The sequence below is a fragment of the Methylococcus sp. ANG genome (assembly GCF_040730495.1).
In the GTDB taxonomy this organism is placed as follows: Bacteria; Pseudomonadota; Gammaproteobacteria; order Methylococcales; family Methylococcaceae; genus Methylococcus.
This window is the reverse complement of the sequence record NZ_CP160399.1, coordinates 1,196,379-1,210,833: the sequence shown is the minus strand read 5'-3', so window position 1 is coordinate 1,210,833 and position 14,455 is coordinate 1,196,379. Positions and strand designations below refer to the sequence as shown.

Sequence of the window (14,455 nt, the reverse complement as noted above, 5' to 3'; positions counted from 1 at the left end):
AAATTCTAACGGTCCTCATGTAAGTCAATGTTTTTGCGCATGGTTGAGCTGGCACGAACCGTGTTTTCCCTTATCCGGAACCACCGCTCGTCCTTCGCCGATGCCATGAACTCGACCGATCTCTCCCGCAACGAAGCAGCCACGATCCATCTGCTGGCTTATGCCAGTCCCAGAACCCAAGCGCTCGACTCGGTCCGCCAGGCGCACTCGGTGATCGCCAGTCTCGGCCGCAAGGCCGGCAACTGGATCGAACTCGATTTTTCCGGGGTGGAGAGCGTAAGTGCTGCATTCATCGAAGAACTGTTCGGTTTCATCGAGCGGGAAATGTCGGACATCTGGCTGGTGCCGACGCACTACAACGAGAGCATCAGGCCGCTGCTCAACCGCCACCTCAGCCTCTTGCAGCATCGGCGGGACCAGGCCTGGTGCCTGGCCTCGATCGCCACGGAATTCGGAAGCCGCGCCGCCTTTGCCGGCCACTCCCAAACGCGGCGTTGAAGCTGTGGTTCTCTACCGCGAGATCAGGGATAGGAGGCCGCGGACCAGATCCTCCGGCGTCGGCGGGCAGCCGGGGATCACGGCGTCCACCGCGAGCACGTTGCCCACCGCTCCGCAACTCGCGTAGTTCACGCCGAATTCGCCGCCGCCGGCGGCGCAGGTTCCAACCGCCACCACCCATTTGGGTTCCGGCGTCGCTTCCCAGGTCGCCCGCAGCGCCGCCTGCATGTGGCGGGAAACCGGCCCCGTCACCATCAGCACGTCGGCATGGCGGGGCGAGGCGACGAAATGGACGCCGTAGCGCTCGACGTCGTAGAAGGGATTTCCCAGCGCGGCGATCTCCAGCTCGCAGGCGTTGCAGGAACCGGCGTCGACTTGCCGGATCGCGAGGCTCCCGGCGAAGCGCCCGTCGATCGTGGCCTTGAGTTCCGCACCCAGGCGGTCCAGCTCGGGGTCGGTCAGCGGCTTGAAGGTTTCGGTGACGATGCCTGTGCGGGCAATCTTGCTCAAAATCTTGTTCATGGCGGCGGCTATTTAGAGGTCGTGGCCGGAATAGGACCCGTTGACCGACTTGTTGCACAGAGGGAAGTCCGGAACGATATTGCCGAGGATCAGTTTCTCCAGGGCCGGCCAGTTGAAGACGCTGGGGTCGCGGGGGAAGAAGCGGGCGATGCGCCCGGCGCCGTCGAAACGCACGTAGGTGGCGATTTCGCCGCGCCATCCCTCCACCAGGCCCAGTCCTTCGGCATGTTCCGAAGGGTTGCGCCAGTCCGTCCGCAGCGGCCCCGGTTCGATCCGCCGCAGGCATTCCTCGAGGATGTCCAGCGAAGCGTGCAGTTCCCCGTACCGGACGTAAAGGCGGGCGGCGACGTCGCCGTCGCCGCGGACGACGGCTTTGACCCCCAGCCGATCGTAGGGCGCGTGCGGCGCCCGCTCCCGCACGTCGCGGCCGATGCCGCAGGCCCGGGCCACGTAGCCCAGACAGCCCAGTTCCCGGGCGATGCGTTCCGGCAGCACGCCCGCTCCGACCACGCGGTCCTGAAAGATCGTGCCTTCGTCCAATATCGGCTTCAGTTCGTCCAGCTCTCTTCGCAAGGCAGCGATGGCGGCCTGCATCCCGCTGGCGGCCTCTTCCGGCAGGTCCACGGCGACGCCGCCCGGCACGACCCGGTCCATCAACAGGCGATGGCCGAACCAGCGCAGGTTGTCGCGGAGCCAGAGTTCGCGCAGGCGGCTGAACTGGTAGTAACCGAAGGCGAAGGCCGTGTCGTTGCAGATCGCGCCGATGTCGTTGAGATGATTGGCGACCCGCTCCCGTTCGGCGAAGATGGCCCGCAGCCACAGGGCGCGCTCCGGCGGCTCGACGCCGGCCGCGCGTTCCATGGCCTGGCACGCGGCCCAGGCGTGGCCCACCGCGGTGTCACCGGATACCCGCCCGGCCAGCTGCGCCAGGCTTTCGGGATCGCGGCCCTCGGCCAGTTTTTCGATCCCCTTGTGCACGTATCCGAGGCGTTCTTCCAGGTTCAGCACCGTTTCCCCCACCGCAAGGAATCTGAAATGCCCCGGTTCGATGATGCCGGCATGGACGGGGCCGACCGGGATTTCGTTCACCTCGGGGCCGTGGGCGGAGGCGAACCCATAGCCCCGGTCCGGCGCCGTGACGGCCGGTGGACAGCCGGCCAGGGGAAAATCCGGCCGCAGCGGGAATTCGCGTTCACCCCAGGCCTGATGGCGCACCCAGCGCCGGCCATCGGGGTGGCCGGTAAAATCCAGGCCCAGCAGGTCCCGGGTATGACGTTCGGGGCGAGCCGCGCCGGGGAAGAGAGGCGTCTGCGAGGGCAGGTCGTTCCGGCCCGGTGGGAGCACCGTTCTGAGCAGCAGATAGTCGCCGGATTTTTCCAGCAAGGCGTTGACGACCCAGCTTTCGCCCTGTGAATCTCCCCAGCCCGCCGCCCAGCGGCAGCCTTGGGCAGCGGCGGCTTCCGCGGCAAGGGCCCAGTCGTCGGGGCCGATGGGGCACAGCAGCGCGGGGCCGACGCTGCCGGCTTCGGATTCCTCCGGACGGAATGCCGGCGTGCCGAGGCTCTGCAACTTTCTCGTCAGCCTGTCGGTGACCACGAATCTTTCCTCGTCGACGGCGGTTCGGATGGCGCTCATAGCGGCGCGCTCCCGGCAATCAGCCGCGTGGCCTGGCTGAACCAATCGGCCAGTACGCCCGGGATCGAGAGCCCCAGCCACAGGACGATGGCGAGATGGGCCATCACTGGCCAGAGATTGGCCTGCACCGGCGCCTGTCCCGCCGGTTGCGGTCCGTAGGCCATGGGGTGCAGGTGGCGGAACAGCCCAGCGAAGGCGATGGCGATCCCCAGCAGCAGGAGCGGCGTCAGCCAGGGAAATTCCTGCATGGTGGCGGTGAGCACCAGGAATTCGCTGGTGAAGACGCCGAACGGCGGCATCCCCGCGATCGCCACCACGCCCAGCACCAGTCCCCAGCCCACCATGGGCTGGGTCCGCATCAGGCCGCGGATGTGCTCGATCCGCTGGGTCCGGGCGATCTGCGCGGCATGGCCGACGGTGACGAAGATCGCCGACTTGGTGAGCGAATGCACGGTCATGTGCATCAGGGCCGCGAAAGTCGCCAGCGGGCCGCCTAAGCCGAAGGCGAAGGTCATGATGCCCATGTGTTCGATCGAGGAATAGCTGAACAGCCGCTTCACGTCGCGCTGGCGGTGCAGGAACAGCGCCGCGACCAGGAACGACAGCAGGCCGAAGCCCATCATCAGGTGGCCGGCGAGCGGACTTTGCAGCGAGCCGTCCACCAGCATCTTGGAGCGCACCACCGCATACAGCGCGTCGTTCAGCAGCAGGCCGGAGAGGATGGCCGACATCGGCGTCGGGCCTTCGGAATGGGCGTCCGGCAGCCAGTTGTGCAGAGGCACCAGCCCGATCTTGGTGCCGTATCCGACCAGCAGGAACACGAAGGCGATGCTCATGACCGTGGGATTGAGTTCGGCGGCGTGGGCGTAGAGCACCGACCATTGCAGTCCGTGCTCGCCCATCCCTTCCACCTGGCCCGCGGCGAAGTAGAGCAGCACGGTGCCGAACAGCGCCTGGGCGATGCCGACGCCGCACAGGATGAAGTATTTCCAGGCCGCTTCGATCGATTCCGGGGAGCGGTACAGGCTGACCAGCAGCACCGTGGCCAGGGTCGCGCCTTCCATCGCCACCCACATCAGCCCCAGGTTGTTGGTGGTCAGCACCAGGTACATGGTCAGCATGAAGCCCTGGTACATGGCATGGTAGAGCCGCATGCGCGCGGCGTTCACCCGCCCGTGTTCACGCTCGTTGGCCATGTAGGGCGCCGAGAACATCGCCGTCGTCGTTCCGACGAACGCGGTCAGCACGACCAGGTAGACATTGAAGGCATCGACGCGGAACTGCAGGTCAGCCAGCTCGATGGTGCCCTGGCGCAATACCTCGACCGCCAGCACCAGCGAAGCCAGGAAGACCAGGCCGCACAAGCGGGTGTTGAGCCGGCCGGCCTGGGGCGCATCGCCGCGCCAAGCCTGATAGAGCATCCCGGCGAAGGGGATGCCCAGAATCCAGTAGACTGCGCTCACGGTTCCACCTCGCTCAGACGGTTCAGCCGGTCCACGTCCAGCGAGTCGATGCTGGAACGGATATGGAAGAAGAACACGCCGAAGATGACGGCGGCGACCAGCACGTCGAAAGCGATGCCGAGTTCGACCACCATCGGCATGCCCTGGGTCGAGGCCACGGCGGCGAAGAACAGGCCGTTTTCGATCGCCATGAAGCCGATCACGTGGGTGACGACCTGGCGGCGGGTGATCATCAGCAGCATTCCCAGCAGTACCACCGCCAGACTCACCGCCATGGCGTTGCGGGTCGCCAGCGTGGAGAGGTGTTCGATCGGCTCCACCACGTAGTAGCTGAACATCACCAGCGCGGCCGCGGCCATCATGACGTAGCCGTACAGGTAGAGCGGCTCGGCGTCGCGGTGCATGGCCAGGTGGACGATCAGCCGGTGGAGCATCGCCGGTATCAGGATGACTTTCAGCGCCACGATGATGAGGGCGGAAATGTAGAGGTGCGGATAGGGCAGGGTGTAGGCGGCAAGCGCGGTGGTGGCGGCCAGCAGGGCGCCCTGGGCCGCGAACAGATGGATCATGCCGGACAGGCGCTTCTGGCCCAGCATCAGGAACGAAGTGAAGACCACCAGGGCGGCGATGAACAGGATCGCCTGTTCGTAGATCGAGTAAGCCGGAGCGGGCATGACGCCTAGACCTCCAGGATGATGTGGCTCAGCATGCCGAGCAGGCTGAGCAGGTAGGCGAACCCCAGGAACTCCTGGACCCGGAACAGCCGCATCTTCGCCACCGAGGTTTCGGCCAGGGCGAGGACGATCGCCAGCACCCCGAGCTTGGCCGCGATGGCCGCGGCCCCGATGCCCAGCGCCTCGGGCGTGAATTCGCGGGCCAGTCCCCAGGGCAGGAAGATGTTGGCGATGAGCACGCCGTACAGCATCAGTCGGATCTGGCCGGCCCATTCGATCAGCGCCAGATGGCGGCCGCTGTATTCGAGGATCATGGCTTCATGGATCATGGTCAACTCGAGATGGGTCGCCGGGTTGTCGATGGGGATGCGGCCGGTTTCCGCCACCGCCACCAGCAGCAGCCCCCCCAGCGCGAACAGGAAGGAAGGCCGCAGCGCCAGGCCGGTGTCCAGCAGATAATCGATGGCGACGGAAATGTTGGTGGTGGAGGCGGTCAGGGCCAGGGTGAAGGTGGCCATGAGCATGGCCGGCTCCGCCAGCGAGGCGATGGTCATCTCCCGCGACGAGCCCATGCCGCCGAAGGCGGTGCCGACGTCCATCCCCGCCAGGGCCAGGAAGAACCGGCCCAGGGCGAAGAAGCCCACCAGCACGATCATGTCGGCGATGGCCGCCGTCGGCAGGTCGACGGCGAAGAATGGCACGATGGCGCCGGACAAGGCCGCCGCGCAGAAGACGACGTAGGGCGTAACCGGAAACAGCCAGGACGCCGTCTCGGCGACCACCGGGCGCTTGCCGAACAGCTTGCGCAGGTCGCGGTAGGGCTGCCACAGTGGCGGCGGGCGGCGGTTCTGCAGCAGGCACTTGACCCATTTGAGCCAGCCCGAAAACAGCGGCGCCAGCAGCATGAACAGCACGGCCTGGATCAGAGCGAGCAACCAGTCCATCAGCTTACGACTCCCAAGAGAACGATCAGCGTCACGAAGGAATACGCGATGTAGATCCGCACCTGCCCGGTCTGGATCCGCGTGGTCCGTCGGGCGAGGTCTTCGACCACACGGGTCAGCGGCAGGTACAGCCAGCGCCAGGAGCGGTCCCCGATCTCCAGCCGGTAGCGCAGGGCGGTGACCTGCAAGGGATGGGCGGCTGCCGTTTCCGGGGCCGAGGTTTCGACGGTATCCCACACCGGCGCGAAGATACGCCGGACCGGCTGAGCGAAGGCGGCGGCGGTGTACTGCATCCGGGGGCTCAGGCCCCCGAAGCCGCAATCCCAGGCCGGTGCGCGCCGGACGGCGGCCTCCGGGCCGCGATGCTCGAGCCTGCGCAGAAACCACCAGGCCAGCGTCATCGCCAGCAGCACCAGCGGCGCCGAGTACGAGGCCGTGCTGACGCCGCCCGGAGTCAGCCACAGCCAGCCCTGGGCGGAGGCGCTGGTCAGGGTTTCCCCGAGCAACTGGCGGGTGATGGGGCGCATGGCGTCGAGCGCCCAGGTCGGCAGCACTCCCAGCAGCAGGCAGAGGCCGGCCAGCATGCCCGGCGCCCACAGCATGCCGGAATGCGACACCTCACGGGCGTGGGCCGAGCGCCGCTCGCGCGGCTGGCCCAGGAACGCGACGCCGTAGAGCTTGACGAAGCAGGCCGCGGCCACCGCGGCGGTAAACGCCAGGATCGCCGCCGCCACCGAGACCATGCCGCGCAGGATGCCGTTGTCGACGACCGACGCCGCCTGCAGGGCCGCCTGAAAGGTCAGCCACTCCGAGACGAAGCCATTCAGCGGCGGCAGGCCGGCAATCGCCACGGAGCCCATCAGGAACAGCCCGGCGGTGACCGGCATGCGCTTGATCAGGCCGCCCATGCGTTCCAGATCGTGCTGATGGGTCTGGTGGACCACCGAGCCCGCCGCCAGGAACAGCAGGTTCTTGAACAGAGAATGGTTGAGGACGTGATACAGCGCGGCGGCTAGGCCGGTCAGCCCGAGCTGCACGTGTCCCTTGCCGATGAAGACCATGGAAAGGCCCAGCCCCATGAACACGATCCCCATGTTCTCGATCGACGAGTAGGCCAGCAGGCGCTTCAAATCGCTCTGTACCACCGCGTACAGAATGCCGAGCACCGCCGAGCCGGTTCCGAGGCCCAGCACGATCGCGCCCCAGTACCATTGCACGTCGCCCAACAGGTCGAACGCGAAACGCAGCAGTCCGTAGACTGCGATCTTCAGCATCACGCCGCTCATCAGGCCGGAAATGTGGGCCGGCGCGGCGGGGTGGGCTTCCGGCAGCCAGGCGTGAAGCGGCACCAGTCCCGCTTTCATCCCGAACCCGGCCAGGGCCAGCAGGAAGGCGGCGGTTCCCCAGGCCGGCGTGACGTGGGCGTCCCGCCAGGCGTCGAAAGCGAAGCTGTGCGAAACCGCGGCCAGGACGCCGAACGCCAGGATGATGGCGATGGCGCCCACCTCGCCCATCAGCAGGTAGAGGAAAGCCGCTCGCCGGTGCGAGGCATGCTCATGCTGGTAGGCCACCAGGAAATAGCTCGAGACCGTCATCGCTTCCCAGGCGATCACGAAAAAATACGCATCGTCGGCGAGCAGGACGCCTTCCATGCCGGCCACGAACAAACCGGTGAAGAGCCCGAGCGCCCCGAACGAGTACTGGCCGGCGAACTGGCGGCTGTAGCCCGGACCGTAAACGCCCGCGGCGATGACGCCCAGGCCGAGTACCACCAGAAAGAAGGCCGACAAGGTATCGAACCGCACATGCCATTGCAGCCAGGGCAGCCCGAAAGGCAGTTGGCCGGGAACCGCCGTGCCGGCATGGAGCTGCAGGCCGCCCGCCGCCAGAGCCAGCACGCCGGACGCGGTCAGCAGCGCGAATACGAGGCGCCGCCAAGCGTGTGGCAAGCGCCCGGGATGGTTAGCCGCCTGCGCAAGGTTTGCGGGAATCGGGGGCCGGACAAGGCCGGCGGCCCGCCGTGCCGTGCCCGCCCATGCCGCCCGATGTTCCCCCAGCAGCGCCAGCAGACCCGAAGATAGCGCGGCCACGACGGAGGCATAGGCCAAAAGCAGTGTCATGGAGATTCCTGGGGAAAGGCGAGAGGGATGTCATCGCAAAGCGAATTTCGTGCCAATGGGGCAGATGCTTGAAACGACAGGGAGTCGCGATAGCTGCCAAACCTTCGCCGAGGTGCGTGGGGTTGCTATGAACCGATGGATACGGGGTATTTGAACGGCAAGGCGCGGGAAACCGGCGAGCGCATTGCGCCGCCGGAGCGGAGCCGGCACACTGTGCGCTGCCTTCAATCGGAGGAACGATAGCCATGGGACAAGCACAAGCCGTTGCCGCACCGACGCCTTATGAGCGTCTGATGGCGCTGCCCGACAATCTGGTCGGCGAGATCGTCGACGGCGAACTCTACACCCAGCCGCGGCCGGCCGGCCCGCATGCTCTCGCCGAAATCGGTCTTTCCCTTGAACTGGGAGGGGCTTTCGGAAAAGGCCGGGGCGGCCCTGGCGGCTGGTGGATTTTGCCGGAACCGGAACTGCACTTCGTCCGCGACGTCGAAGTCGTCGTGCCCGACCTTGCCGGCTGGCGCCGTGAACGCATGCCCGCGGTGCCCGAGGATCACCGTTTCGAAGTCGTGCCCGACTGGGTCTGCGAAATCCTCTCGCCCCATACGGCCAAAAAAGACCGGGCCATCAAGCTGCCGCTGTATGCCCGCCGCGGCGTGGCCCATGCCTGGCTGGTCGATCCGCAGGCGCGCACCCTGGAAGGATTCGAGCTGCGCGACGGTTCCTGGTTGTTGCTCGGCACCTACAAGGATGACGATCCGATCTGTCTGGCGCCTTTCGATGCCGTGACTTTTTCGCTTTCAGAGTTGTGGACTTGAAATGTGTATCCCAAATTTAGAGCGGCTTTCGATGTTGCCGCTTCTGGCAGCCTTGCTCGGATGTGCTGCATCGAATGAAAAAGTCGAAACGGTGGAGGAACTTCTTGCTGCCGCCGGGTTCAAGATTTTTTACGCCCAGTCGTCCCAGGAACAGGCCAATCTCGATGCGATTCCCCAGCGCCAGTTGGTCTCCCACCGGGTCAAAGACACTCTGACCTATCTCTACGCCGACAACGAACAATGCGATTGCGTCTATGTCGGCGATCAGGCGGCCCAGGATCGTCTCCGCCAACTCGCGGCCGAAAAGATGCAGGCGGACTGGCAGGTCGAAGCCTCCGAGCTCAGACTCGACTGGACCATGAACCCGGCGGTGTGGGGTGGCATGTATCCCTGACCCGTCGGCCTTGGTTCGAGGTTGTTTTTTTGCTCGCCCATTGGGAATTGACGCAGCCGGTTGCGCCGCTTCAGTCCCACTCTTAATGAAACCGGATTAGCAAGAGTGTTCAGCCGTCATTCCGGCGGGGAAGCCGGAATCCAGGCCAGGGATGGTAGGTCGCCACCCCAGGCGCGCTTCGTCGAAGTTCGCGAGACTACCAGCCTAACATCCTTGTTGCTGGATTCCGGCTTCCCTGCCGGAATGACGGAGTTTTTCGAGGTTGGCTGAAGACTCTTGCTAATCAGGTAATGAAAAGCGGGTTCACTCCTTCGTTGACGTACCCGGTTTCGCTGCTAAGCTCCGTTCAATGCCTGAACGGATGATACGCCGAACCCATGACCCCGCGTGAACAAGCCCAATTGCGGATACTCAAGAATCTCGAAGATTCTCCGGGTATCAGCCAGCGGGTGCTCGCCGAGCGGCTCGGCATCAGCCTGGGAAAGACCAACTACCTCCTCAAGGCGCTGCTGGAAAAAGGTCTCATCAAGGCCGGCAACTTCCGCCGCAACGACAGCAAGCTGGGCTATCTTTACTTGCTGACTCCGCAAGGCATCGAGCAGAAGCTCCGCCTCACCCGCGCCTATCTGGCGCGCAAGGAGGCGGAATACGAAGCGCTGCGTGCCGAGATCGCCGCGTTGCAGCTCGAGTTGTCGACTTCCGCAGATTCGAACGCAACCCGTAATAATTCCCTCCAAACACCTCCAAACCCGATAATCGATCCATGACCCGAAAAATCGCTCTCATCACCGGCGTTACCGGCCAGGACGGCGCCTACCTTTCCGAATTCCTGCTCGACAAGGGCTACGAAGTCCACGGCATCAAGCGCCGGACTTCGCTCTTCAACACCGATCGCATCGACCACCTCTACCAGGACCCGCATGTGAAGGACCGCCGGTTCATCCTGCATCACGGCGACCTGACCGATTCCACCAGCCTGGTCCGTATCATCCAAAAGGTACAGCCGGACGAAATCTACAATTTGGCCGCCCAGTCCCACGTGGCGGTGAGTTTCGAGGAGCCGGAATACACCGCCAATGCGGACGGCATCGGTGCGCTGCGCATTCTGGAGGCCATCCGGATCCTCGGGATGGAAAAGAAAACCCGCTATTACCAGGCGTCCACCTCGGAACTTTACGGTCTCGTGCAGGAAGTCCCGCAGAAGGAAACCACGCCGTTCTATCCCCGCAGCCCCTATGCCGTCGCCAAGCTTTACGCCTACTGGATCACGGTCAATTACCGGGAGGCCTATGGCATCTACGCCTGCAACGGCATCCTGTTCAACCACGAAAGTCCGGTTCGCGGCGAGACCTTCGTGACCCGCAAGATCACCCGCGCCATGGCCCGCATCGCCCTGGGACTGCAAGACTGCCTCTACCTCGGCAACCTGTCGGCGTTGCGCGACTGGGGCCACGCCCGCGACTACGTGGAGATGCAGTGGCTGATGCTCCAGCAGGACCAGCCCGACGACTTCGTGATCGCGACCGGCGTCCAATACAGCGTCCGCCAGTTCGTCGATTTCGCCGCCGAGGAGTTGGGGATATCCGTGGCCTGGGAGGGCGAGGGCGAACGTGAAACCGGCAGGGTGGTTGCGGTATCCAGCAAGGATCTAAAAGTGAAGGCGGGCGACGTCATCGTCCGCGTCGATCCTCGCTATTTCCGCCCCACCGAAGTCGAAACCCTGCTCGGCGACGCCAGCAAGGCAAGGGAAAAACTCGGCTGGACGCCCCAGATCAGCCTGCGGGAACTGGTCAAGGAAATGGTCCAGAGCGACTACACCGCCGCCAAGCGCGATGCCCTCGTCAAGATGGCTGGTTTCACCGCCTACGACTATCACGAGTAAGCCGGAATGGAAGCCAGCCCCCGCATCTACGTCGCCGGCCACCGCGGCATGGTCGGCAGCGCCATCGTCCGACTGCTGCAGCGGCGCGGCCACACCGGTATCCTGACCCGTAGCCACTCCGAGTTGGACCTCACGGACCAAGCCGCCGTCCGCGCTTTTTTCCAGGCCGAAAAACCGGACCAGGTCTACGTCGCCGCCGCCAAGGTCGGTGGCATCCATGCCAACAATACCTATCCGGCCGAGTTCATCTACCAGAATCTGATGATCGAGGCCAACCTCATTCACGAGGCCTGGCGCGCGGGCGTGCAAAAGCTGCTGTTTCTGGGCTCCAGTTGCATCTACCCCAAATTCGCGCCGCAACCGATGGGTGAGGACGCGCTGCTCACCGGCACGCTGGAGCCCACCAACGAGCCCTACGCCATCGCCAAGATCGCCGGCATCAAGCTCTGCGAGTCCTACAACCGCCAGTACGGCACCGACTACCGCAGCGCCATGCCGACCAATCTCTACGGACCCGGCGACAACTACCACCCGGAAAACAGCCACGTCATCCCCGCGCTCCTGCGGCGTTTTCACGAAGCCAAGGCAAGCGGGGCGCGTAGCGTCGTGATCTGGGGCAGCGGTACCCCACGGCGGGAGTTTCTCCACGTGGACGACCTGGCCGAAGCCTGCCTCCACATCATGGGTCTCGACAAGGCGGCCTATGATAGTTGCACTGAACCCATGCAAAGCCATCTCAACGTCGGTACCGGAGAGGACATCACCATCCGGGAACTGGCCGAGCTCATCGGCCAAGTCACCGGTTTTGCGGGAGAAATCGCGTTCGATACCACCAAGCCCGATGGCACGCCGCGCAAGTTGTTGAACGTTCAACGACTGGCCGCCCGCGGATGGCGGGCCCGGATTCCCTTGCGCGAAGGACTCGAACAAACCTACAAGGCATTCCTGGACGAGACCGGCCAGTCTTCGGCAGGGGCTACCCCGTCACGTGGCTGATGACCATTGAATCCGATATCCTAGTGTTTAATTGCGTAAATTAGCGATAGTATTGCGCAGCTGGGAGCCTTTGACTTCCCGCTTGCGCCAGACGAATGGGGCGGCCTTGTCGTTGTAGGCGGCGATGAAATCGTTGATCGCCTGCGCCAGTTGGTCGATGCTGTTGAAACTGGCCCCACGTAAGGCCTTGCGGGTCATGATGCCAAACCAGATTTCCACTTGGTTCAACCAACTGGCTGAAGTGGGCGTGAAGTGAAAGTGCACGTTGGGATGGGCGGCCAACCAGTCATCGTTCTTCTTGTGAGTGCAATAGTTGTCGAGAATCACATGAATTTCCCGATCAGCCGGAACATCGGCGACCACCTCATCGAGAAAGGCCTGAAAGTCAGGACGCTTCTTGGTCGTGGTGGTTTTGGACTGAATGGTACCGGTCGCCACATTCAAGGCCGCAAAAAGATTGATCGTGCCATGGCGCTTATAGGTGCTTTTCAATCCACGAACCAGCTTGCCGCTGCTGGTAAAGACGAAACCGCTGGCCCTTTCCAGCGCCTGAATGGAAGGCTTTTCATCAACGGAAATGACCAACGCATTTTGCGGCGGATTCAGGTACAGCCCGATAATGTCGGCCGACTTGATGGCAAACTGAGGGTCCGTGCTGACGCACCACGAGCGATGCCGCTGGAGTTGGATGCCTTCTTTGCGCAACAGGCGCCAGACGGCATCATCGGAAACCCCCAAGGCTTTCGACAACGACCCGCCATCCCACGTCGCCTGTCCGGCCGGCGGCGGCTGTTCAATCTGTGCAAGCAATCGATTGCGCAACTCGGACGGCGGGTACCGCGGAGGCTTGCCAGGCCTTTTTCGATCACCCAGCCCTTTCAATCCTTCAGCCGCAAAGCGCCTGCGCCAGACACCGACCGTGCCGGGCCGGATACCGAGTTCAGCAGCAATTTCGTCATTGCGCTTGCCCGCCAGACAGCCCATGACAATCTTGGCGCGTTCGACCAGACGAGCCTCCTCGGTGCGGCTATTGCTCAAACGCTCCAACTCACGCCGGTCTTGGTCCGTACAACTCACCGATATGGCAACTCGCGCCATCCTTCCCTCCGTTCCTGTGGGTAACGGAGACATGATATTACAGTCGCTTAATAATGCAATTAGACACTAGGTCGAGGCGGGGTTTTCCCAGAACTTCCGGATTGACGTCATGAATGTCGCCTTGAGGTTGTACGGGCAACTTACGGAAACCCCCGATGAAAAATCGCGGGCGCGAGCCATCGCGGAGGCGCAGGAACAGCTCGAGGATCGCGACCCGCAGATCAGGGATGTCGCCACTGCGCCCCGGCTTCGGGAAACGGAGCTGCGCCTTCAGAATGAGATCGAAAAAATCCGGCTGGAGATCAAGGAAACCGAACTGCGATTGCAGAAGGAAATCGAGCAGGTGCGGCTTGAAATCCGGGAAGTCGAAAGCCGGTTGCAGAAAGATTTCCGGCAGCTTGAGTCAAGATCGAGAAAACCCGTTCGGACCTGGTGCGTTGGGTGGTCGGCGTGGGACTATTGCAGTCGAGCCTGATCATTGGTGTGCTGCTGAAAATTGCCCACCTGTTTTGATCGGATGCAGCCTCGCCGCTCCCCCGGAGCCAGCGAAGAGAATCGCAAGCCAGCTTTCCTGCCCACCCATGCGCTTAACCGACGTCCAGACCGCAATTCTCAAGCGCGTAGCCGCCGAAGTATTCGGCCCCCAAGCGCGGCTTTATCTCTTCGGCTCGCGTACCGACGACAGCCTGCGCGGTGGAGATATCGACCTGTATGTGACGGGGTTAAGCGGAACGCTGGACGAACTTCTGAATGCAAAGCTGCATTTCCTGGTCAAGGCGAAGCGGCAACTCGGCGATCGGCGGATCGATCTCGTCTTCGCACCGGCGCCGGGCCAGGCGCCTCTACCCATTCAGCGGCGAGCCGCGCAGACCGGAATTCCGCTGTGAACGCCAGGGAGATCATCGAATTCAAGCTGCGCCCGGCCTTGCGGGAATGCGAGCAGCACCGGGCACGCTTGCATTCGGCCTGGCTCGAGGCGGTCTCTTATCCGGGACTGGCGGAGGGTTCCACAGGGGAATTTACCGAACCGCAGGTTCGCACCCTGGATCAACTGCTCTTCCGCTTCGGAAAGCTGCAGGATGCGATAGGCATACGCCTGTTGCCCGCCCTGTTGCGGCTGGTGCAGGAATGGCGGGACGACGAACCCTTCCTGGACAAGCTGAATCGGGCGGAAAAGCTTGGCATGTTGCCTTCGGTGGAACAGTGGCAGTTGCTGCGGGAAATGCGCAACCAAACTGCCCACGAATACCCGGACCAACCGGAAATCATGCTTGCGAACCTTCGGCGCCTGGTTGCCCATGTTCCCATGCTGGAAGCGGCGCACGGACAGTTGGCGAACATAGCCGAGCAGCGATGCGCAAGGTGGAGTAGAGAACGCTGATGCCGACTCGGGGCGCTTGTCGGTCTCTTAGGC

Annotated in this window: 16 protein-coding genes; 9 read left to right on the top strand and 7 right to left on the bottom strand. The window is 63.7% G+C overall.

Going from position 1 to position 14,455, the window contains the following annotated elements; translation table 11 throughout:
* The first annotated feature begins 60 nt into the window (after nucleotides 1-60).
* Nucleotides 61-498, top strand: a complete 438-nt coding sequence (locus ABZN20_RS05655; protein ID WP_367027062.1) for an STAS-like domain-containing protein — start codon at nucleotides 61-63, stop codon at nucleotides 496-498.
* Between the two features lie 12 nt (nucleotides 499-510).
* Here ABZN20_RS05655 and ABZN20_RS05650 read toward each other — a convergent pair whose 3' ends face one another.
* From ABZN20_RS05650 to hyfB, 6 genes are read right to left on the bottom strand one after another with little or no spacing between them, the layout of a single operon-like run.
* Entirely contained in the window at nucleotides 511-1,020 is a 510-nt protein-coding gene (locus ABZN20_RS05650; protein ID WP_367027061.1) for an NADH-quinone oxidoreductase subunit B family protein, read from the bottom strand.
* Nucleotides 1,021-1,032: 12 nt separating this feature from the next.
* Nucleotides 1,033-2,655, bottom strand: coding sequence for an NADH-quinone oxidoreductase subunit C (locus tag ABZN20_RS05645; protein WP_367027060.1), 1,623 nt, complete (start codon nucleotides 2,653-2,655; stop codon nucleotides 1,033-1,035).
* Nucleotides 2,652-4,118, bottom strand: a complete 1,467-nt coding sequence (locus ABZN20_RS05640) for a hydrogenase 4 subunit F (protein WP_367027059.1) — start codon at nucleotides 4,116-4,118, stop codon at nucleotides 2,652-2,654. Before ABZN20_RS05640 ends, ABZN20_RS05645 begins: the two co-directional genes overlap by 4 nt.
* Nucleotides 4,115-4,792: a formate hydrogenlyase gene (locus tag ABZN20_RS05635; protein ID WP_367027058.1), complete on the bottom strand. Its 678-nt coding sequence runs from the start codon at nucleotides 4,790-4,792 to the stop codon at nucleotides 4,115-4,117. Before ABZN20_RS05635 ends, ABZN20_RS05640 begins: the two co-directional genes overlap by 4 nt.
* Before the next feature lie 5 nt (nucleotides 4,793-4,797).
* Entirely contained in the window at nucleotides 4,798-5,736 is a 939-nt protein-coding gene (locus tag ABZN20_RS05630) for a respiratory chain complex I subunit 1 family protein (RefSeq protein WP_367027057.1), read from the bottom strand.
* A complete protein-coding gene (gene hyfB, locus ABZN20_RS05625) occupies nucleotides 5,736-7,856 on the bottom strand; it encodes a hydrogenase 4 subunit B (RefSeq protein ID WP_367027056.1) in 2,121 nt (706 codons plus the stop codon). Before hyfB ends, ABZN20_RS05630 begins: the two co-directional genes overlap by 1 nt.
* 245 nt (nucleotides 7,857-8,101) lie before the next feature.
* Here hyfB and ABZN20_RS05620 point away from each other — a divergent pair, with 245 nt between their 5' ends.
* The 5 genes from ABZN20_RS05620 to fcl all read left to right on the top strand — a co-directional run bounded on the left by ABZN20_RS05620 (nucleotide 8,102) and on the right by fcl (nucleotide 11,943).
* The gene (locus ABZN20_RS05620; RefSeq protein WP_367027055.1) at nucleotides 8,102-8,671 is read left to right on the top strand and encodes a Uma2 family endonuclease; all 570 of its coding nucleotides are present in this window, start codon (nucleotides 8,102-8,104) and stop codon (nucleotides 8,669-8,671) included.
* Between the two features lie 31 nt (nucleotides 8,672-8,702).
* Nucleotides 8,703-9,065, top strand: coding sequence for a hypothetical protein (locus tag ABZN20_RS05615; protein ID WP_367027054.1), 363 nt, complete (start codon nucleotides 8,703-8,705; stop codon nucleotides 9,063-9,065).
* Nucleotides 9,066-9,442: 377 nt separating this feature from the next.
* Nucleotides 9,443-9,832 (top strand): MarR family EPS-associated transcriptional regulator, encoded by a 390-nt coding sequence (locus ABZN20_RS05610; RefSeq protein WP_367027053.1) that lies wholly within the window; start codon nucleotides 9,443-9,445, stop codon nucleotides 9,830-9,832.
* Nucleotides 9,829-10,947 (top strand): GDP-mannose 4,6-dehydratase, encoded by a 1,119-nt coding sequence (gene gmd, locus ABZN20_RS05605; RefSeq protein ID WP_367027052.1) that lies wholly within the window; start codon nucleotides 9,829-9,831, stop codon nucleotides 10,945-10,947. The genes ABZN20_RS05610 and gmd overlap by 4 nt, the downstream gene beginning before the upstream one ends.
* Nucleotides 10,948-10,953: 6 nt before the next feature.
* A complete protein-coding gene (gene fcl, locus ABZN20_RS05600; RefSeq protein ID WP_367027051.1) occupies nucleotides 10,954-11,943 on the top strand; it encodes a GDP-L-fucose synthase in 990 nt (329 codons plus the stop codon).
* Nucleotides 11,944-11,970: 27 nt separating this feature from the next.
* Here the strand turns inward: fcl and ABZN20_RS05595 are convergent, their stop codons facing one another.
* Nucleotides 11,971-13,041 (bottom strand): IS630 family transposase, encoded by a 1,071-nt coding sequence (locus ABZN20_RS05595; protein WP_367026407.1) that lies wholly within the window; start codon nucleotides 13,039-13,041, stop codon nucleotides 11,971-11,973.
* A 109-nt stretch (nucleotides 13,042-13,150) separates the two neighbouring features.
* On the opposite strand from ABZN20_RS05595, the gene ABZN20_RS05590 reads away from it, so the two are divergent.
* The 3 genes from ABZN20_RS05590 to ABZN20_RS05580 all read left to right on the top strand — a co-directional run bounded on the left by ABZN20_RS05590 (nucleotide 13,151) and on the right by ABZN20_RS05580 (nucleotide 14,422).
* Complete coding sequence (locus ABZN20_RS05590) at nucleotides 13,151-13,516, top strand: hypothetical protein (protein WP_367027050.1); 366 nt, start codon at nucleotides 13,151-13,153, stop codon at nucleotides 13,514-13,516.
* Nucleotides 13,517-13,622: 106 nt separating this feature from the next.
* Entirely contained in the window at nucleotides 13,623-13,928 is a 306-nt protein-coding gene (locus tag ABZN20_RS05585; protein WP_367027049.1) for a nucleotidyltransferase domain-containing protein, read from the top strand.
* Nucleotides 13,925-14,422 carry a hypothetical protein gene (locus tag ABZN20_RS05580; protein WP_367027048.1) on the top strand — a complete coding sequence of 166 codons (498 nt, stop codon included), beginning with the start codon at nucleotides 13,925-13,927 and terminating at the stop codon, nucleotides 14,420-14,422. Before ABZN20_RS05585 ends, ABZN20_RS05580 begins: the two co-directional genes overlap by 4 nt.
* Nucleotides 14,423-14,455: the final 33 nt, after the last annotated feature.

Excerpts from the sequence above, each read along its gene's own strand:
- ABZN20_RS05650 (WP_367027061.1), bottom strand. The coding sequence starts at position 1,020 with ATGAACAAGATTTTGAGCAAGATTGCCCGCACAGGCATCGTCACCGAA.
- ABZN20_RS05645 (WP_367027060.1), bottom strand. The coding sequence starts at position 2,655 with ATGAGCGCCATCCGAACCGCCGTCGACGAGGAAAGATTCGTGGTCACC.
- ABZN20_RS05590 (WP_367027050.1), top strand. The coding sequence starts at position 13,151 with ATGAATGTCGCCTTGAGGTTGTACGGGCAACTTACGGAAACCCCCGAT.
- ABZN20_RS05620 (WP_367027055.1), top strand. The coding sequence starts at position 8,102 with ATGGGACAAGCACAAGCCGTTGCCGCACCGACGCCTTATGAGCGTCTG.
- ABZN20_RS05615 (WP_367027054.1), top strand. The coding sequence starts at position 8,703 with ATGTTGCCGCTTCTGGCAGCCTTGCTCGGATGTGCTGCATCGAATGAA.
- ABZN20_RS05595 (WP_367026407.1), bottom strand. The coding sequence starts at position 13,041 with ATGGCGCGAGTTGCCATATCGGTGAGTTGTACGGACCAAGACCGGCGT.
- ABZN20_RS05610 (WP_367027053.1), top strand. The coding sequence starts at position 9,443 with ATGACCCCGCGTGAACAAGCCCAATTGCGGATACTCAAGAATCTCGAA.
- gmd (WP_367027052.1), top strand. The coding sequence starts at position 9,829 with ATGACCCGAAAAATCGCTCTCATCACCGGCGTTACCGGCCAGGACGGC.
- fcl (WP_367027051.1), top strand. The coding sequence starts at position 10,954 with ATGGAAGCCAGCCCCCGCATCTACGTCGCCGGCCACCGCGGCATGGTC.
- ABZN20_RS05630 (WP_367027057.1), bottom strand. The coding sequence starts at position 5,736 with ATGGACTGGTTGCTCGCTCTGATCCAGGCCGTGCTGTTCATGCTGCTG.
- ABZN20_RS05635 (WP_367027058.1), bottom strand. The coding sequence starts at position 4,792 with ATGCCCGCTCCGGCTTACTCGATCTACGAACAGGCGATCCTGTTCATC.
- ABZN20_RS05585 (WP_367027049.1), top strand. The coding sequence starts at position 13,623 with ATGCGCTTAACCGACGTCCAGACCGCAATTCTCAAGCGCGTAGCCGCC.
- hyfB (WP_367027056.1), bottom strand. The coding sequence starts at position 7,856 with ATGACACTGCTTTTGGCCTATGCCTCCGTCGTGGCCGCGCTATCTTCG.